Source organism: Phocaeicola coprophilus DSM 18228 = JCM 13818, assembly GCF_000157915.1.
Lineage (GTDB): Bacteria > Bacteroidota > Bacteroidia > Bacteroidales > Bacteroidaceae > Phocaeicola > Phocaeicola coprophilus.
Genome location: NZ_EQ973646.1, coordinates 208,198 through 226,878 on the forward strand (window position 1 = coordinate 208,198; position 18,681 = coordinate 226,878).

At 45.1% G+C, this 18,681-nt stretch carries 18 protein-coding genes; 5 read left to right on the forward strand and 13 right to left on the reverse strand.

Annotated features, from left to right (window positions below; all coding sequences use genetic code 11):
• The 3 genes from BACCOPRO_RS12860 to BACCOPRO_RS12870 all read right to left on the reverse strand — a co-directional run.
• Nucleotides 1-1,620 (reverse strand): golvesin C-terminal-like domain-containing protein (locus BACCOPRO_RS12860; RefSeq protein ID WP_008144343.1); only part of this gene is annotated, 1,620 nt, incomplete at its 3' end.
• A 124-nt stretch (nucleotides 1,621-1,744) separates the two neighbouring features.
• Nucleotides 1,745-2,299, reverse strand: a complete 555-nt coding sequence (locus tag BACCOPRO_RS12865; protein ID WP_008144345.1) for a 1-acyl-sn-glycerol-3-phosphate acyltransferase — start codon at nucleotides 2,297-2,299, stop codon at nucleotides 1,745-1,747.
• Complete coding sequence (locus BACCOPRO_RS12870) at nucleotides 2,296-2,577, reverse strand: hypothetical protein (protein ID WP_008144346.1); 282 nt, start codon at nucleotides 2,575-2,577, stop codon at nucleotides 2,296-2,298. Before BACCOPRO_RS12870 ends, BACCOPRO_RS12865 begins: the two co-directional genes overlap by 4 nt.
• A 192-nt stretch (nucleotides 2,578-2,769) precedes the next feature.
• Here BACCOPRO_RS12870 and BACCOPRO_RS12875 point away from each other — a divergent pair, with 192 nt between their 5' ends.
• The 3 genes from BACCOPRO_RS12875 (at nucleotide 2,770) to BACCOPRO_RS12885 (ending at nucleotide 5,806) form a co-directional block, all read left to right on the forward strand.
• Nucleotides 2,770-4,413: a diphosphate--fructose-6-phosphate 1-phosphotransferase gene (locus BACCOPRO_RS12875; RefSeq protein ID WP_008144348.1), complete on the forward strand. Its 1,644-nt coding sequence runs from the start codon at nucleotides 2,770-2,772 to the stop codon at nucleotides 4,411-4,413.
• Nucleotides 4,414-4,541: 128 nt separating this feature from the next.
• Nucleotides 4,542-5,435 (forward strand): glycoside hydrolase family 25 protein, encoded by an 894-nt coding sequence (locus BACCOPRO_RS12880; RefSeq protein ID WP_008144350.1) that lies wholly within the window; start codon nucleotides 4,542-4,544, stop codon nucleotides 5,433-5,435.
• On the forward strand, nucleotides 5,432-5,806 hold the full coding sequence (locus BACCOPRO_RS12885; protein ID WP_008144351.1) for a YccF domain-containing protein: 375 nt from the start codon (nucleotides 5,432-5,434) through the stop codon (nucleotides 5,804-5,806). Before BACCOPRO_RS12880 ends, BACCOPRO_RS12885 begins: the two co-directional genes overlap by 4 nt.
• A 125-nt stretch (nucleotides 5,807-5,931) precedes the next feature.
• Here BACCOPRO_RS12885 and prmA read toward each other — a convergent pair whose 3' ends face one another.
• On the reverse strand, nucleotides 5,932-6,777 hold the full coding sequence (gene prmA, locus BACCOPRO_RS12890; protein WP_008144353.1) for a 50S ribosomal protein L11 methyltransferase: 846 nt from the start codon (nucleotides 6,775-6,777) through the stop codon (nucleotides 5,932-5,934).
• Between the two features lie 351 nt (nucleotides 6,778-7,128).
• On the opposite strand from prmA, the gene BACCOPRO_RS12895 reads away from it, so the two are divergent.
• The gene (locus BACCOPRO_RS12895; RefSeq protein WP_040311525.1) at nucleotides 7,129-8,391 is read left to right on the forward strand and encodes a hypothetical protein; all 1,263 of its coding nucleotides are present in this window, start codon (nucleotides 7,129-7,131) and stop codon (nucleotides 8,389-8,391) included.
• Between the two features lie 72 nt (nucleotides 8,392-8,463).
• Nucleotides 8,464-10,056, forward strand: coding sequence for a hypothetical protein (locus tag BACCOPRO_RS12900; protein WP_040311526.1), 1,593 nt, complete (start codon nucleotides 8,464-8,466; stop codon nucleotides 10,054-10,056).
• A gap of 68 nt (nucleotides 10,057-10,124) precedes the next feature.
• Here BACCOPRO_RS12900 and BACCOPRO_RS12905 read toward each other — a convergent pair whose 3' ends face one another.
• The 9 genes from BACCOPRO_RS12905 to BACCOPRO_RS12940 all read right to left on the reverse strand — a co-directional run bounded on the left by BACCOPRO_RS12905 (nucleotide 10,125) and on the right by BACCOPRO_RS12940 (nucleotide 18,611).
• Nucleotides 10,125-11,282, reverse strand: coding sequence for a DUF4421 domain-containing protein (locus BACCOPRO_RS12905; RefSeq protein WP_008144360.1), 1,158 nt, complete (start codon nucleotides 11,280-11,282; stop codon nucleotides 10,125-10,127).
• Nucleotides 11,283-11,298: 16 nt separating this feature from the next.
• Nucleotides 11,299-12,288, reverse strand: coding sequence for a Gfo/Idh/MocA family protein (locus BACCOPRO_RS12910; protein ID WP_040311528.1), 990 nt, complete (start codon nucleotides 12,286-12,288; stop codon nucleotides 11,299-11,301).
• A gap of 17 nt (nucleotides 12,289-12,305) precedes the next feature.
• Nucleotides 12,306-13,124 (reverse strand): transporter substrate-binding domain-containing protein, encoded by an 819-nt coding sequence (locus BACCOPRO_RS12915; RefSeq protein ID WP_008144363.1) that lies wholly within the window; start codon nucleotides 13,122-13,124, stop codon nucleotides 12,306-12,308.
• A 5-nt stretch (nucleotides 13,125-13,129) separates the two neighbouring features.
• Nucleotides 13,130-15,256, reverse strand: a complete 2,127-nt coding sequence (locus BACCOPRO_RS12920; protein ID WP_040311499.1) for a putative porin — start codon at nucleotides 15,254-15,256, stop codon at nucleotides 13,130-13,132.
• Between the two features lie 175 nt (nucleotides 15,257-15,431).
• Nucleotides 15,432-15,974 (reverse strand): 2-oxoacid:ferredoxin oxidoreductase subunit gamma family protein, encoded by a 543-nt coding sequence (locus BACCOPRO_RS12925; protein WP_008144369.1) that lies wholly within the window; start codon nucleotides 15,972-15,974, stop codon nucleotides 15,432-15,434.
• Between the two features lie 17 nt (nucleotides 15,975-15,991).
• The gene (locus tag BACCOPRO_RS12930; RefSeq protein WP_022277558.1) at nucleotides 15,992-16,765 is read right to left on the reverse strand and encodes a thiamine pyrophosphate-dependent enzyme; all 774 of its coding nucleotides are present in this window, start codon (nucleotides 16,763-16,765) and stop codon (nucleotides 15,992-15,994) included.
• 204 nt (nucleotides 16,766-16,969) lie between these two features.
• A complete protein-coding gene (locus BACCOPRO_RS12935; protein WP_008144374.1) occupies nucleotides 16,970-18,049 on the reverse strand; it encodes a 3-methyl-2-oxobutanoate dehydrogenase subunit VorB in 1,080 nt (359 codons plus the stop codon).
• A gap of 35 nt (nucleotides 18,050-18,084) precedes the next feature.
• Nucleotides 18,085-18,315 carry a 4Fe-4S binding protein gene (locus BACCOPRO_RS17600; RefSeq protein ID WP_008144376.1) on the reverse strand — a complete coding sequence of 77 codons (231 nt, stop codon included), beginning with the start codon at nucleotides 18,313-18,315 and terminating at the stop codon, nucleotides 18,085-18,087.
• Nucleotides 18,316-18,335: 20 nt separating this feature from the next.
• A complete protein-coding gene (locus tag BACCOPRO_RS12940) occupies nucleotides 18,336-18,611 on the reverse strand; it encodes a tetratricopeptide repeat protein (RefSeq protein ID WP_008144377.1) in 276 nt (91 codons plus the stop codon).
• Nucleotides 18,612-18,681: the final 70 nt, after the last annotated feature.

The following is an 18,681-nucleotide window of genomic DNA, read 5'->3' on the forward strand; positions in this document are numbered from 1 at the left end:
AATCATGGACGGAACAGCCGGCAGGCGTGTTTCGCTGTAATTGCGGTTCCACATGCTTCTTCTCTGCCAGTTCACGCCGAAACGTGCGTCGATGTCTCTTTTCAGACCGGTCAGCACCATGTCAGCGAGGTCACGTGAGGCATACCGGGAAATACCGCAGTTCAAGCGCCCTTCATTGAAGCCGGTGGTATAGATGCCCAGGGTGCCGACCAGCTGGTCGGCGGTCTTGAAACCGGCATCACTGTGGAAGCCTAAAGTCATTTCGAAAGGAACCTTCAGTCCTTTTTCGGCCGGATTGAAGACGGATCCTCCGCTCAGGTAATTGGTCATAAGCGAGCGGGTATTGATGTCGTCGTTATAATCGTTGGTTCCGTTGCTTTTGCTGTAGACCGGATAAGGCATGCCTGCCCATTGTGCCCAGTAGCGGGCTCCTTCCAGATAGCGCGGCATTCCGCTTACCGAACCTCCCCGTTCGATGTTTCCCATACCTCCTCCAAATCTTACGGCATCGGCAGAAACCACTCCCTGTTCCTTGCTCTCATTGCTCAGCACGACCATGCCGTAGTCATTGCATCCTTTGTCGAACTCGAATGTTCCGAGATAAACCCATGTGCCTCCTCCCATTTGCTGGTTAATCCGGAATTCCGTAACGCCTCCGTTGTGGAAGACAAGATATTTGGCATCGCTGACACTTTCCGGCAAGGTCTGGTAGCTGACGTACACCGCATATTTCCCTTTTTCCGGAATGTCGGGAATCCATTCGGCAAAAGCTTTTTCCGGTTTGGTCTGGGTGGTAATCATGCGTGCGGTACCGTCGGCAAACGGGTTATGATTGTCCGGATATACGGAATATCGCTGGGCAAATCCGGGAGCCGGGGCGTTTGTCCAGCGACATTTTTTATAGTTTACTTCCAGATACTGGCTTCCGGCCGGACAGGTATTGTTGTCCACGATGACTTCCTGACGTTGCCAGTTGCGTTCACGCGGCGTAAAAACAATTGCACCCGCATTTTCAAGCATGGGAATCAGGTAAGGAACAACAAACGACTGGGTGAATAAATCCTCGGTCGTACCGAAGAGACGGGGGCGTTGCCAGCGCCATTCGTTCCGGTCAATCTTGTAGAACATGCCGTGACTTTGCCATACAGCCAGGTGGGTTCCTTTCAGTCCGCGGGTGATTTCATACGGGCGTGACAGGTTCTCTACCCAGAGATTACCGTGGTAGCTGATGTTTTTGTACTGCCGGTCTGTATCCTTCTTCTTGCGGAATGCATTCGGAATCAGGTTGTCGATGGGCATTCCGTCGGCGTAGATGGTAATTTGATAATAGTTGACCGGACCGGGAAGGGACTGGGTGATCAGACGGTAGATGGCCGATGTTGTTTCTTCGGTGAAAGGCTGGTAGCCGAACGATGGCGACGCATATACCTGTAAAGTCCGCTTCTCATGGTCGAGGACAAAGTGGTCCAGTTTGCAGGTGCCGATATCGGCATGACTGGTCTGGTAGTTTTTGAAAAAGTCAGTAAGACGTTGTTTGACTGTATTGTCCAGACTTTGTGCTAAAACTGGCAGCAGGGGACAAAACAGGACGGTCAGCATTATGAAAACGATTCTTCTCATGATGACGCTTGTTTTAATAATCAGAAGTAAAATGATAAATGAGGAAAACTCATGGTGCCGGTATGATTTATGAATAGAAGGATGTTGATGCGCGGGCAGTCAACATCCTTCTATGAACGGGACATCAGATTTTTCCCAAGTCAAACTTTTCGGGATGTTTCCCTTTGAAGTCTTTAAAATAAAGTTTGATTTCGCGCATATCCTTTTCAATATCTCCGCTTGGATACAGATATTTGTCGGCAGTGATACATTTCTTTTCGTAGTCAATACCGATCAGAACAATGGGAATCTGCGCGCCAAGTGCAATGTAATAAAACCCTTTTTTCCATTCCGGATTGGCAGACCGTGTACCTTCTGGCGTAATGGCAAGGTGAAACTTGTCGCTTTGTTTCACCTTTTCAATGATTTGTTCTACCATGGATGTCCGTTTGCTCCGGTGTACGGGAATACCTCCCATCCATCGGAAGATGGGGCCCAACGGAAAGAAGAACCATTCCTTTTTCATCAGAAAACCGGACTCCCGGCCAACAGCGCCGATGAACAGTTTTCCGATGAAAAGGTCCCAGTTGGTGGTATGTGGCGCCGCACAGATGATACACTTGTCAAAATCTGGGACGGATACCTTGGCTTTCCATCCCAGCAGGGTATGGTAAATGAAGCGGCAGAAAGCTTGTTTCATGCCTGTTTGCCACAAATTACAGCCAGTTCATGCAGAATCTTCTGGCTTTCCACTTCCATATCTTCTTTCAGTTTCTTGTAGAATCCTTTTACATTACCCGGTTCCGTGTGGCTGATCCGGCTGATCAGATCCTGGCGCAGGCTAACCAGTTTGGTTACTACTTCATAGATAGCTTCACTTTTATCTTCTGATACATGAGCAGCTTCCCATCCGCACAGTCCGACAGTCATAGTAAAAGCATAGTTTATTTTTTTCTTCAATTGTCTTCTATTTGCCATAATTGTAAATTTTGAAGGTTAATGATTTATTTGATTTCGTGGTAAAGATAAGCTTTTTTCTTGGAATAATCTTCATGCTTTGAATGAATAAAAAAGAAATTTTATCTGTATACGTTTTCGTATTTCCGAAAAAAGCGCGAAATTTGCACAGAATGAAGTTTATTCTTACACCTTTATATAAATAATAGAATTATGACAAAAAGTGCATTACAAATTGCAAGAGCTGCTTATCAGCCTAAATTGCCGAAAGCCTTGACAGGTGCTGTAATGGTGAAGGAAGGAGAACCGACTCAGTCCGTAGCCGATCAGGAAGCTATCCAGAAGTTGTTCCCCAACACTTATGGAATGCCGTTGATTCAGTTCGTAGAAGGCGAGTCTAAGGAATATGCTCCGATGAATGTCGGCGTTATTCTGTCTGGTGGACAGGCTCCGGGCGGACACAACGTAATTTCTGGTTTGTTTGACGGTATCAAGAAACTGAACCCGGCTAACAAACTGTACGGATTTATTCTGGGTCCTGGTGGTTTGGTTGATCACAAATACATGGAACTGACTGCTGACATCATCGACGAGTATCGTAACACAGGTGGTTTTGATATCATCGGTTCAGGACGTACCAAACTGGAAAAAGAAGATCAGTTTGAAAAAGGTTATGAAATCCTGAAAGAACTGGGTATCAAAGCTCTGGTTATTATCGGTGGTGACGACTCTAATACGAATGCTTGTGTATTGGCTGAATATTATGCTGCCAAGAACTATGGTATTCAGGTAATCGGATGTCCGAAAACAATCGATGGTGACTTGAAGAATGATATGATTGAAACTTCTTTCGGTTTCGATACTGCCTGCAAGACATACGCTGAAGTTATCGGTAACATCGAACGTGACTGTAACTCTGCACGTAAATACTGGCACTTCATCAAACTGATGGGACGTTCTGCTTCTCACATCGCTCTGGAATGTGCTTTGCAGACTCAGCCGAACATCTGTATCATCTCTGAGGAAGTAGAAGCTAAGAACATGTCATTGGATGACATCGTAACTTACATCGCTCAGGTTGTTGCAGACCGTGCTGCTGCTGGTAACAACTTCGGTACTGTATTGATTCCGGAAGGTCTGATCGAATTCATCCCGGCTATGAAGCGTCTGATTGCAGAATTGAATGACTTCCTGGCTCACAACGGTGAAGAGTTCAACAGCATCAAACGTTCTAAACAGCGTGACTATATCATCAGCAAGCTGACTCCGGAAAATGCTGCTATCTATGCTTCTCTGCCGGAAGGTGTAGCTCGTCAGTTGTCACTCGACCGCGACCCGCACGGAAACGTTCAGGTTTCTTTGATCGAAACAGAAAAGCTGCTGTCTGAAATGGTTGCTACTAAGCTGGCTGCATGGAAAGAAGAAGGCAAGTATGTTGGTAAGTTCGCTGCACAGCACCACTTCTTCGGTTACGAAGGACGTTGCGCTGCTCCGTCAAACTTCGATGCTGACTACTGCTACTCTCTGGGTTACACTGCATCTATGCTGATTGCTAACGGAAAGACTGGTTACATGTCTTCTGTTCGTAACACAACAGCTCCTGCTGCAGAATGGATTGCAGGTGGTGTGCCTATCACAATGATGATGAACATGGAACGTCGTCACGGTGAAATGAAACCGGTTATCCAGAAAGCTCTGGTTAAACTGGACGGTGCTCCGTTCAAGAAATTTGCTGCATGTCGTGAAGCTTGGGCTAAGGAAACTGCTTACGTTTATCCGGGCCCGATCCAGTACTTCGGTCCAACTGAAGTTTGCGATGAGCCGACCAAGACTCTGCAGCTGGAACAGGCTAAATAATAAACTGTTGATAAATTGAATGGAAGAATGAGAGACTGAGGGATTTGTTTGCAGAAACTTTTCTTCATCTTTCATTCTTCTTTCTTCTGTTGATTTGTGGTATCCGCATTTATTTAAACTAAAGAAACATGGCAAAAGAACCGCCCATACAGGTGGTAAACAAACCTCGTAGCAGAAAAAAGACATCCGGAAAAGGACGAAGACTGACAAAAAAGAAGCAAGGATTCAAGCCTCCGTTCCAGATGCCTGTGTGGCTTCATTATTTGCTGACAGGGGTGGTTTCTGTTTGCATCATCTTGGGTTTCTATTGGTTCTTCATCCGTCCTTATGCTTATCGCTGGAAACCGTGTTACGGCTTGAAGGCTTATGGAGTATGTATTCCGTATGGTTATGGAGTGCATGGCTTTGATGTTTCTCATCATCAGGGGCATATAGACTGGGCAGCACTCAGTGAAGTGCAGCATACTCCTTTCCCTATCCGTTTTGTTTTTATGAAGGCTTCCGAAGGAGGAGACTTCAGCGATACGGCTTTTGTGCATAATTTTAATGAGGCACGTAAGAATGGATTCATTCGCGGAGCCTACCATTTCTATAATCCGAAAACGGATGCTTTGCGTCAGGCTGATTTCTTTATCCGTTCGGTAAAACTGGAACCGGGAGATCTTCCGCCTGTTCTGGACATAGAAACGCGCAGTGACAACATGGATAAACTGCGTCGTGATCTGAAGATCTGGCTGCGCCGGATTGAAAATTATTATAAAGTCAAGCCGATTCTTTATACTTCTTACAAGTTCAAAACCCGCTACCTGAATGACTCTGTATTTAATTCTTATCCCTATTGGATTGCACATTATTATGTGGATTCTGTGGAATATCAGGGGGAGTGGAAGTTCTGGCAGCATACTGATGTCGGACGTTTGCCGGGTATTGACGAACAGGTAGACCTCAATGTGTTTAACGGAAGTATGGAGGAACTGAAAAGCATGACTATACCTGATACCTTAAAGACCGATACATTATGAATCTTTTATTGAACATCCTTTGGATTATTCTGGGCGGATTGCTTGTCTGTCTGGAATACATTGTAGGCAGCGTATTGCTGATGATTACGATTATTGGCATTCCTTTTGGACTGCAGTCCCTTAAACTGGCTCTGCTGGCATTATGTCCCTTCGGGCAAAGAGTTGTCAGCACTCCTTCTGACGGAGGTTGTTTGTCTGTTCTGATGAATATACTCTGGATTTTCTGCGGGGGGATTTGGATTGCCCTGACTCATCTGGCCTTTGGTGTATTGCTTTGTATTACAGTGATTGGAATACCTTTTGGCATGCAGCATTTTAAACTGGCCGGTCTGGCTCTGACTCCTTTTGGAAAGACGGTCAGTGCGGCCTGATCATCTGATATTGCTACAGATATTTGAAAAATAATCCTTTTCTCGCTGAGAAAGAAAATCCCGGATATGAAAAAGGCTGCCCGAACCAGTATGGAAGGCAGCCTTCAATGTTACGTATGCAGATTTTATTTCATGATTAGCTTGACTGCAGCCCAGTTGTGCTTTTTCCGGTAATGCACAAATTCCAGTCCCAGGCTTTCGCCGCGTTCGCGGATAGCCGGAATGTCTTCCACATAGAATCCGCTCATGTAGATTTCCGAACCGCTGTGCATGCAGGCAGTATAAGCCGGAAGATCGTTCAGCAGGATATTTCGGTTGATATTCGCGATAATGACATCGAATGGCTTGCGTCCTTTAAGCAGGGAAGCATCTCCCAGTTCCACCGTAATGTTGTTGATGTGATTGAGGGCTATGTTGTCGCGTGAATTGTTGACGCACCAGTCATCAATATCGATAGCCGTTACGGGATCAGCCCCGCGCATACTTGCCAGAATAGCCAGAATGGAGGTTCCGCATCCCATGTCGAGTACGGATTTTCCTTTCAGGTCAGCATCCAGAAGCTCGCCTAAGATGGAGCTGGTTGTTTCGTGATGTCCGGTGCCGAACGCCATTTGCGGATTAATCACAATGTCATATTCTGCCTGAGGATAGTCCTTGTGGAAGGTGCTGTGAATTACGCATCTGTCACCGATGACAATGGGTTGGAAAAAGTTCTTTTCCCATTCTTCATTCCAGTCTTTGTCTTCCGGTTCGGTGATTGTATAAGAAAGAGAAACGTCTTCCATCGGGAAGTTCCGGATCACTTCTTTCAGGGCTTCTTCATCAAACAGAGATTGCTGGATGTAGGCCTGCATTCCTTTTTCGTCCGGTACAAAGCTTTCGAAGCCGATTTCGGCGGTCAGGGCCGCAAGAACATCAGTTATGGTTTCATTACACGGCTGTGCGATAAAATTCACTTCAAAGTATTTCATACGTTATTTGTTGGTTATGTATGGGGTTATTATTTTGTTTCTTGCAGCAACGGATATCGAAAAGAATGTTTCATCGGTTACTGAATAATCATTTAGCAAATTTATTAAAAAGAATTGAATTGGCAAGTTCCTCCATGAGGAATCATCCTCTTCGACAAAAATTACGGTTATAGATCCCGGCAGACATATTCATTGCTTGATCATTGTTTGATTCAGATGCAGGAAGGCTTCTGCTGGAAATAGGGAAAACCCTATCTGCAAATAGGGAATTTCTTCTTGACATGCCGGAATAACTTCCTATTTTTGTAACGTGAAAAGAAAAGTAAAAACTAATAAATGCAAATGATTATGATGACAGGTAAAGTTTTTGCTTCGTTGCTGCTGGCTTGTTTGCCATGGCTGGCGATGGCACAGAGTAACGATGACCTTTACTTCGTTCCCAAGAAAGAAAAGAAGACGGAAACGAAAGAGAAGGTGAATGTCGTTCCGAAGCAGACATCAAATAGAGTGGCAACTGGACAGACAGCTCCTGGGGCAGTGAAAGGAGTTGTGGTGAAGGATGTGGACGGGAACCTGCGTGATGTGGATGAATATAACCGGCGTTATACTTCCCGTGACAATACATTCGCCATTGAGAATGATACACTTTATGTGGAAGAAAAGCCTTATAACGAACGCGGAGAATGGGTGAACGGTTTCGAAGGTTCTCAGGAAGACTATGAATATGCTATGCGTATCGTACGTTTCCGTAATCCGCGTTATGCTATTCCGGTGAGCAGTCCTTTATATTGGGACGTAGTTTATGGCGCTTTGCCTTCGTGGGACTGGAATGTATATGACGACGGATTGTACACCTATGTATTCCCTACCTATACAAACCGTTTATGGTGGGACTGGCGCTGGTCTGCCGGATTCTATGGTCCTGGCTGGGGATTCAGCTGGGGATGGAGTTCACCGTGGTATTATAGCGGCTGGTATTCCTGGTATCATCCTTGGGCGGGTCCGTACTGGGCCGGTTATTGGGGAGGCTATTGGGGACCGGGATGGCATCATCCTTATTATGCTCCTTATTATGGTGGATGGGGCGGACATTGGGCAGGCCCTCACTATTCCTATAATAACCGACGGGGAGAAATAGGTGCTCCTCATCCCAATCGCGGAACTTCTGTGCGGCCGACCGGTAACCGGGGATCTTCTTATCGTACGGTAACGTCAGCATATGATCGCAATGGACGTACGGGAGGTCGTGTTGTGACAGGCAGCCGGAATACGGGATCTTCCGTGAGATCTTCTGCTGTCAGAGTCGGTGAACGGACTTCAACAGGTTACACGCGTTCCAGCCAGTTGAGAAGCGGTGAATCAACTTATACTCGTCCGAGCAGTACACGGGTTAATTCTTATCGGAACTCGAATGCATTTGACCGTCTGAACAATAACTCTTCCCGGCAGTATAATGTGAATCGTGAGACGAATACAAATCGTACTCGCAGTACATATTCTACCGGAACATCTACCCGCAGCAACTTCGGTGGCAGCAGCTTCCGTTCAACAAGTGGTGGCGGTAGCAGCACCCGTAGCGTAGGTACCGGTGGAGGAGGAGCTCGCCGCAGATAAATGAAGTTGACTGATGGGTTGTCGGAAAGATGGCTCAGAGTAGTAATGAATATAAATCAAAGAACAAATAAGATGAAAGGAAAATTGATGATTGTAGCCGGTCTTACAGCCTGTGGACTGACGGCTACAGCTCAGACTCAATATGAAGCTGCTCGATTCTCAAGCAGCGAACTGAACGGAACCGCCCGGTTTGTCGGTATGGGAGGTGCTATGGGAGCATTGGGAGCTGATATATCCGTCATAGGAACCAACCCTGCAGGTATCGGGCTTTTCCGCGGACATGATATTTCGACGACTTTTGGATTCAATTCAACGAAAACAAGCAGTGATTTTGCCGGAAGCCAGATGAGTGACAAGCGCCTGCGTGCTTCTTTTGATCAGATCGGATTTGTTTATTCCAGCAAGATTGGAAACCGGACTAAACTCCGTTATTTGAATTTCGGATTCAATTATCATAAGAGCCGTAACTTCAACCGTCTTTTCCAGACTGGAGGCCTTTTGGAGGGAGCTTCCCAGACACAGCAGATGGCTAATATGGTAGGAGGTTCCATCTCAAATATCAGTGAGATGGATAATATATATAAATATGATGGTCAAAGCGGACTTAATCCTTATTCTCCGACGGGTGCTAATTATCCGTATCTGGGAGTAATGGGTATCCGTACGGAACTGGTTGGTGTTGGAACATTTCAGGACGGACAAGAAACTTTCCAGGCTCCAATTGGATGGAATGGAGATGCTAACGGCTTCCGCAGCCGTGAAGAAGGTGGCATCAGCCAGTATGACTTCAACATTTCAGCGAATGTGGAAGATCGGATGTATTTCGGTCTGACGCTGGGAGTTTATGACATCAATTATCGGCGGAGCACATATTACACGGAGGATATCTATGACGGTAACAGCAGTGGATATTATGAGTTGCAGAATGCTTACCGGGCTGAAGGAAGCGGATTTGACGTAAAACTGGGAGCTATATTCAGACCAATTGCTGATTCTCCGTTCCGTTTCGGAGTGGCTATTCATACGCCGGTATGGTATGCACTGACAGAAACTTATTCGGCAGGGATTTATTCAAATCTGAACTATGCTGACAAGACGAATTTTGAGGCTAACGAATATATTCCCGATTATACTGGAGGAGAAACCTTGCGCGACTATCAGCTGCGTACACCATGGAAATTCAATGTGAATCTGGGTACTGTGTTAGGAGGAATGATGGCTGTGGGAGCTGAATACGAGTATGCTGACTATTCTTCTTCCAGACTGAGTTACGCTGACGGATACGAAATGGAGAACCAGAATATCTATATCGGTGAGGATTTGAAGGGTATGCATACAGTACGTGTCGGAATGGAAACTCGTATTACACCATCTTTCAGTATACGTGCCGGTTACAATTACAGTACTTCAGCATTTAAGGAAACGGCTTATAAGGCATTAGAATATAATGATATGCGTACTGATACAGAATATACGAACAGTTTCGGACGGCACACGGCTACAGTCGGATTCGGATATGGTGGCAAGGTTTTTTATGCTGACTTGGCATATAAGTTCGATACCTATAAATCTGATTTCTATGCTTTCAGTTCCGATGCTTTGAAAGCGACGAAAGTGACAGATGACCGTCATCAGTTGTTATTGACCGTAGGACTTCATTTTTAAGAATTCATTGTGTTTTTTTGTTAATAGAAAGAGGGGTGTCCGGGAAGGTAATTTCCGGATGCCTTTTTTTATGGGGTTGCCGGTTTACGTTTCCAGAAGTTAAATCCCATATAGATTCTCAGACTTCCGAAGGAATTAGTCATGGAGAAATTCTGTTTCCGGTAGTCATAGGTATGCAATACCAGTGAAGCTCCGACATAATATTTGCTGTTGTTCCAGGTGATACCAGCCCGGGTAATGAGGTCAAAATTGATATCCTTTACCCATTCCATCCAGTTGGATGAGGCCGTATTGGGCTGGTCATTGATGCGGGCTTTTTTGTAGGCTATAGCAGGAAGTAATGAAACATTCAGCAGACAATTGCGTGCAAATACCCAGTTGTATCCATATCCCAGACTCAGGTTATAGTCAGTATAGCGTATACTATGAAATTTCAGAGATGGCTGTAACTGCTCCTGCATTTCTTCCGGAAGACAAGTATAATCGAACTTGATATTGTGTTGCGAATAAGCAAATCCGGCCATGAGAGATCCGCAGCTTTTGCGCTGATTCGTTGACTGGCTGTAGGCTGCAGGATAAGAAAAATGTTTGTGGTTGAAGATCCAGTAGGCATTCAGTCCCTTGATGTTGCTTTGGAATCCGGTAAAATCAGTTCTGCTATAGTCTTTCTCCAGGTTAAACTGAGAGTAGGAAGTCATTTTGAAATTACTTCCTGTCTTACGGTAATATAGGTCTACACCAAACTTTCCGCTGTACAGGTTGAAGACAAACTCTTTGCGGGGAGCCGTATTGTCATTTTTACCAAGCAGACTTTTTATATCGAATGAGATACCTAGAAAAATCCATCTCCAGCCGAAATAAACACCGATTTTGGGAGTTGCATTAGGTGCAAAGTTCAGACTTTGTCCGTTGGCTTCGTTACTTCCCAGGCGATAGTGTTCAAACCAGGTACTTTGTTCCAGCATAAATGCCAGATTGTATTTGTTGGGGGATATGTAGGTAGTATCTACATCGTTTAATTTTTTGCCCACTTTCTTCAGCTCAACCCCTGTGAGACGGATTGTATTCATCAGACCATCGGTCAGACTGCTGAGGGAGATGCGTGATGGCTTTATGCGCTGTTGGGGAGAAGATGGCATGCTGTCCTGTTTCTCGGTGGTCTGGGCAGAAAGGCCGTCACAGAGAAGCAGAAAGAAAGACAGAAGACAACATGCCGTTTGTTTCATCCCATTGTTTTTGATATTACAGTTTGTTCAGAATCTTGTCCATGACCCAGTTGGTGGGAGTTGCACTGACGCCGTCGCAGGTGCAGATTGCTTTTCCCTGCAAGTGTTCTACTACTGCCTTAATCAGTGGTAACTGTACATGTGGTGGGTTCGGTGGCAGGATTTCCTCCCGTCCCCGTTCTGTATGAAGGCCAATCGGATCATAGGTGAATACGGAGAAGCAAAGCATACCTTTGTCTCCGATGATTTCAATACGGTCTTCCTTGGCTGATTCATGAGCAACGAAACACCAGGAACCGGATCCGGGAAGTCCAGAGTCAAATTTAAAACAGGCACTGATGGTATCTTCTGCAGGATAAAGTCCGCCCCGGTTGCTTTTGTATCCTTCTGCTTCAAGGATACATCCGAACATGTCCTGAAGAATATCCAGCTGGTGAGGTGCGAGATCATAGAAATAACCTCCTCCTGCAATGTCGGGCTGTACACGCCAGGGAAGATTGGCACTGTTGTAATCGAGTGCACGTGGAGGTTGGGCGAAGCGGATCTGTACATTGATGACATTGCCGATTTCTCCGTCTTCCACTAGCTGACGGACTTTTTGGAAATAGGGCAGATAACGACGGTAATAAGCGACAAAGCAAGGTATTCCGGTTTCTTTGGAGATACGGTTTATGCGTGCACAGTCTTCATAGCTGGCAGCCATGGGCTTTTCGATGTAAACCGGTTTGCCAGCTTTCATAGCCATAATGGCAAAAGTTGCATGTGATGATGGCGGAGTTGCTATGTAGATGGCATTGACGTCTTCATCGCCGATAAGTTCCTGAGCATCGGTGTACCAGCGGGGAATATGGTGCCGGATGGCATATGATTTGACTTTTTCTTCGTCCCGGCTCATAACGGCTACAACTTCTGAGCCGTCTATCATGTTGAAGGCAGGTCCGCTTTTCTTTTCGGTTACTTCTCCACAACCGATAAATCCCCAGCGAACTTTCTTTAAATTCATCATCGTCATTTGTATAGGTTTTAGTTGAAGTATTTATTGTATAGTTGTTTATATTCCTTACTTTCGGTATAAGTGTCGAGCCAACTGTTGAGACTGTCCAGCAGGATGGGGGCATATTTCCCTACTCCCCAGGCATAGAACTGTGTGAAGCTGATGTCTGTATTGATGTCCAGGTTGGGAAAGTCTTTTATGGAAGCTTTGGCAATATGCTCGTCGCACACCGCATAGTCGATATCTCCCTCAGCTACCATCGCAAGCAATTGTTCCGGACCATACTGGGTTACCTGCTTGACATAAATGGTATCTGCTATTTCTTCCATCAGATTATGTATGCGTAGCAGAGTGGGGGAGTGCTTGATGACATGCAGTGTTTTGTGAGCCAGATCCAGCTGACTCTTGATATACATGCTGTCTTTTCCTTCTTCTTTTTTGCGCTGAACCAGGACCTGTTTACTCAGCTGAAGCGTATGGGTAAACAACAGGGAATGTTTGGAACGGGTTGTTATAATGGTTCCTGTTGCAAGAATGTCACATTTCCCGTCACTGATCATTTGCAGACGTTTGTCAAAACTCATTTCAGGAATAATTTCCAGTTGAAGTCCTTTTTCTTTGGCAAAGGCATGCAGCAGTTCGTAATCAAAGCCCTGGATTGTGTCACCCGAAACATGATAGCTGATGGCATTGTATTCGGTTACGGCACGTAATATACCTGACTGTTTGATTTCGGGATAATCCCGTAAGGTGGCTGGAGGCTCTTGAGCTTCCGGTTGGGTACATAGCAGGATAACAGCAATGACTATCCCTGCCAGCAGCCAGTAGGAGATACGTTTTCGGGGCATAATCGTTAGTCAAAAAAGTTCCAGGAAAGTCCGACTTTCAGGATACGTGGATTGAGGGGATAATGTGGAGCCAGGAAGTAGCTTCTTTTTCCCGTTCCCTGTACCAGATTGTACATTTGCAGGAAGATGCGTGTACGTTTCAGGTGCAGATTGACGTATCCGTTCACAAGCGGATATCCTCCTAATTTGTATCGTGTATTTGCATTCTGCAGGTAGAATTGGCCGATTGCAGGCGCATAATCCGGTGCATAATATTCCGTAAAGTAGCGGACATCAGCTCCCAGTTCAACATTCAGAACCTTCTTGGCCAGGGCAAACTTCAAGTAAAGATTATGGTAGAGAACCAGTTCCGGTAAGGGAAGTATGTCCTGATTGCTGGTCTTCTGATAGGTAATTTCATTATCCAGATGCAGAATTCCCAGTTTGAAATTTTGTCGGAGTGTTGCACTGAATATTTGAATGTTTCCCGAATGCTGGCGTACGGCAACATCATTTTTGTAGTTAGTCTGAGTTGGATCGATGGCATCCGGTGTTCCCACAGAGGTATTATCCAGGTAGGTGTAATTGGTAATGTTTTCCACACCTGCCTTTAGCATGGTCTTCCAGCGGTCAATGCTTAGTTTTCCTTCAATGCGGGTACGGGTGATTTTCGACAGGTCGTTGTTATCCCACCAATAATGTTTAGAGTGGAAGTGACGGTAATAAAATGTCGGATTAAGATTCTTGATATACGCATTGGCTTCCAGCCGGACAGTATCGTTGAACAGGCGGAAGTTCAGATCCCCTTGTCCTTCAATGGTAAATTGTCCGGCATCTTCACCGGCTAATGCGATTTCACCCAGTACATTGTAGTGGAGCGTATGTCCTTGTGTCTTGATAAGCTGGCCTCCTACCGAGAGAACATTTTCTGCCAGTTCGGTCGACAAACGTCTTCCCGGGTTGTCGAGTATTGTATCTGTCAAGGTGAATCGTCTGTGCTCAAAGCTCATAAATGCGGTCAGCCCGGCTTTGGCCCATTTGTTGAACCCTTCACGCAAGGAGATTCCGACCGTGTTTTTGATGCTGAAATGCTTGGTGATATCCGTAGAGTCGTTGCCCAGATAGTTATGGGCAAAATAGGCTTCGTTCTGCTCATTGTCATAAGATATGTATTTACGGCGATTGATATCTGCCTTGACTGTATGGATAAAGCTGGTTACAGGTACAAAGACTTCTTTGGCTATCGTGTCATTTTTCTGCATTTCTTCCCGATAGAACCCCAGGTTATAGCGGTGAGTGAAAAAGGCATGATATCCTGTGTTATGATTCCAGATCTCTGACAGATTAGTCGGCATTTCAGATTCGGTATATTTCTTTTTGCCTTCTGCCATTTCAAGAGGATAAGTGATGTACCGGTCATCTTCAAGTCCTCCATTTTCTGCTACTTTCAGGTTGTCGTTGATAAAGGTAAAATGCATGTTATACTTGTCACCCAGATAATAGGCGAAAAGGTTACCATTGAACAACGCAGTAGACTGGCTTTGGTATTTGCCTCGTCCGTACGTATAGTCAATGTCAAACCCAAATCCCAGTCTCCGGTTGACATTCGTCGCAAAATGGGCTTTAAAGCGTTCCTCACCGTAACGTCCGTCTCCCTGTTTGTAGTAAGTCAGATTGGTATAAGGTGATTTCGTGTTGGTGTAGATGATATCTTCCGGTTGACGTACGGTAAAGTCATACGGATCGGTAAAGAAGAACTGGTTCCCTTCTTTACGTTCAAAGAAAACATGAGCAATACGCGGAGCTCCCAGGTTACCCAGATAGGTGTAGTGGCCGGTAGGTCCTCCGGTGTCATTCGTATTCTGGAATCCATGTTGTAGAGTATCTACAGGTACTTCCGTAGAGTTCCCGAAACGCGGATCAATGGTCCATGACTGGATACCGATGGGGATGGTGTTGGCATCAATGACAGCTGTTGTATCAATGGGGTTTCCATCCCTGTCGACTCTGTTTCCGTTACGGTCAATTCTGTTTCCGTTTTCGTCTGTTGTATATGAATTGCCGAACTGGCTATATTGATTCTGGTAATTCGTCTGAGCAGATATGCTTCCACATATCATTGCTAACACAATTGCAAAAAATATCTTTTTCATCATGTGGACAAAGATACAATATAAAATGAAATCCCGGGATAACGGGGGCTTATTATTTTCAAAATATCTGTATGGACCACAAATAAATACGGATTATGCAACCTGCCTGCAAGAGTCTTGTCAGGAAGTTGCATAATCCGTCAGAACCTGTATTCGAAGAAAAATATTTCAGGAATCAGGCTTTCCGAATAATATCCATACCGATCCGGATGGCTTCTTCGTTCATCGGGATCAGATGATGATGGCGTTCCGGAAGAGTTTTTTTCAGAGCCTTGATCACGCTGTCGATCGATACCACGGGACAAAGCTTCAGCAATCCGCCCAAAACGATCATATTGAATGTCTTGGCCATTTTACGTTCGTTGGCTTCATCCATTGCGTCAATTCGGTAAATCTGAATATCCTGACGGGTAGGAGGATTGATAATTCCATAACCGTCATAGATCAGTATACCGCCCGGTTTCACTTTGTTTTCAAACTTGGCAAGAGAGGGCTGGTTTAAAATAATGGCGATATCATATTTGCTGAGGATCGGTGAAGAGATCCGTTCATCACTTACGATAACGGTAACGTTGGCTGTACCACCACGCTGTTCAGGACCGTATGCAGGCATCCAGGTCACTTCTTTGTCTTCCATCAATCCAGAATAGGCAAGAATCTTTCCCATAGAAAGTACGCCTTGTCCGCCAAATCCGGCTATAATTATTTCATGTTTCATATACGCTCTTTCTTTCGTTATTTATTCTCACTTGTATCTTTCAGGTCACCGATGGGATAGAATGGGAACATGTTTTCTACCATCCATTTGTTGGCTGCATCCGGACTCATCTTCCAGCCGGAATTACAGGTTGAAACGATTTCCACAAGGTTGGAACCTTTTCCCTGCATGGAGTTCTCAAAAGCTTTACGGATTGCCTTTTTGGCTTTACGGATTGCCGGTACACTATGTACTGACTGACGCGTTACATAGCAGGTTCCTTCTAAGGTTGCAGCGATTTCAGTCATCTTTAAAGGATAACCATGTATCTCAGGAATACGTCCGTAAGGACAGGTTGCTGTCTTCATACCCAGCAGAGTGGTCGGGGCCATCTGTCCTCCCGTCATACCATAAATGGCATTGTTGATGAAGATAATTGTAATATTTTCACCGCGGTTGAGTGCATGGATCGTTTCAGCAGTACCGATACAAGCCAGGTCACCATCTCCCTGGTAAGTGAATACCAGTCTGTCCGGCCACAGTCTTTTTATGGCAGACGCCAGAGCTGGAGCACGTCCGTGTGCAGCTTCCTGGCAGTCAATATCCAGATAGTTATACATAAATACGGCACATCCTACCGGGCTGACGCCGATAGCTTTTTCTTCCATGCCCATTTCTTCAATGACTTCAGCAATCAGCTTATGTACGACTCCATGGCTACATCCCGGGCAATAATGCATCGGATTGTCATTGAGCAGGCGTGGCTTTTGGTATACTAGGTTTTCGGGTTTTATGATATCTTCTTTTGTCATATCTTGATCCTCCTGTATTATCGTAGTAAGAAACGAAAAACGAACTCCATCATTTTGAGAAACAAGGAAGCCCCACATACATAGAAGAACAGGGTTTTATCGTCTCCCAATGAGAAGTAGAGTATGAATGAAGCAACAGCTCCAATCAGGAACAGAGCGTTCAGTATTGTCCTGGTTTTTTCAATGCTGTCCATTTATTCTTACTTATTTTATAATTTTTTCTTTTAAAGCTTCAATAACTTCGTCCGGGTCGGGTACAATACCACCAAGGCGTCCGAAGTGTTCTACGGGTATTTGACATTTAACGGCCAGCATAACGTCTTCAATCATTTGTCCGCTGTTCAGTTCTACTACAAGAATACCCTTTACCTGACGGGCACGTTCAGCCAAAGCATCAGAAGGGAACGGCCACAGGGTGATCGGGCGGAATAATCCGACTTTGATACCTTCTTCCCGGGCATGCTCCATTGCTTTTTGGGCAATACGTGCACATGATCCGAATGCGACAATCAAGTATTCTGCATCCTCACAATCCAGTTCTTCGTAACGTGTTTCCTTAGCCTGAATTTCGGCATACTTCTCCTGCAGGTGCAGGTTACGCTGTTCCATGATAGCCGGATCCAGTTCCAGAGAAGTAATGATGTTAGGCTTACGTCCTTTACATCCGGTTGTAGCCCACGGGCATTGTGCGATTACTTCTTCTTCTGTACGGCGGGGACGTGGAGCCGGAAGCACAACCTTTTCCATCATCTGGCCAATAACTCCGTCCGCAAGGATCATTGCCGGATTACGATATTTGAAGGCAAGTTCAAAAGCCAGTCCGACAAAATCTGCCATTTCCTGAACAGAAGCCGGTGCAAGTGCTATCAGGTGATAGTCTCCGTGTCCGCCTCCTTTGGTTGTCTGGAAATAGTCTGCCTGGCTGGGCTGAATGGTACCTAATCCGGGACCTCCACGCATAACATTTACTATCAGGCATGGCAATTCGGCTCCTGCAATGTAGGAAATACCTTCTTGTTTCAGACTTACACCGGGACTGGAGGAAGAGGTCATGACCATTTTACCTGCTCCTGCTCCTCCATAAACCATATTAATAGCTGCTACTTCGCTTTCTGCTTGAAGGACTACCATACCCGTTGTCTCCCAAGGCTTCTGTTCTGCGAGAGTTTCCAAGACTTCTGACTGTGGGGTGATAGGGTAACCGAAATAGCCATCTACACCTAAACGTATAGCGGCGTGTGCGATGGCTTCATTACCTTTCATTAAAACGACTTCTTCTGTCATAAATATTGATTGTTTAGCTTGTTAAGCAATAAGGTTTATTCTTCACATTTTGCTCTGTATACGGTCAGGCAGCCATCCGGGCACACAATGGCACACGAAGAGCATCCGTTGCAGACATCTTCCACTGCCTGTTGTACATAATTATATCCCTTCTGGTTTACCTTTGGAGTTAAAGCGAGTACATGTAATGGGCATGCTACTACACATAGGTTGCATCCTTTGCAGCGCTCTGTGTTTACAACAACTACACCTTTTATCTTAGCCATATCTACGTATTTTTATTGTTTTATTGGTTAAACATGTCTTTGTTATAGAAATTCAAAATGTCCAGGACCATATTTTTTGCTTCGTTTGCCGGACTTTCCGGATCCAGATCAATGGCTTCTTGATAGTTGTTCAAGGCTCCTTGCCAGTTTCCTTGTTTGCGGTAGGCGTTTCCTAACAGGTAATAGACTTCGGCTTTTGTGGAATCTTGGGCTATTAGTTGATTTAAAAGGTCAATGGCTGTTGAAACATTTCCTTCATTTATTAATAGCTTAATATCCGTCAGGCTTTCTTTCATGGTCAACTTATTTGAATATTGTTTGTTCGCAAAGATACTCTTTATTTCAGACCAAATCCTTTTTTTTGAA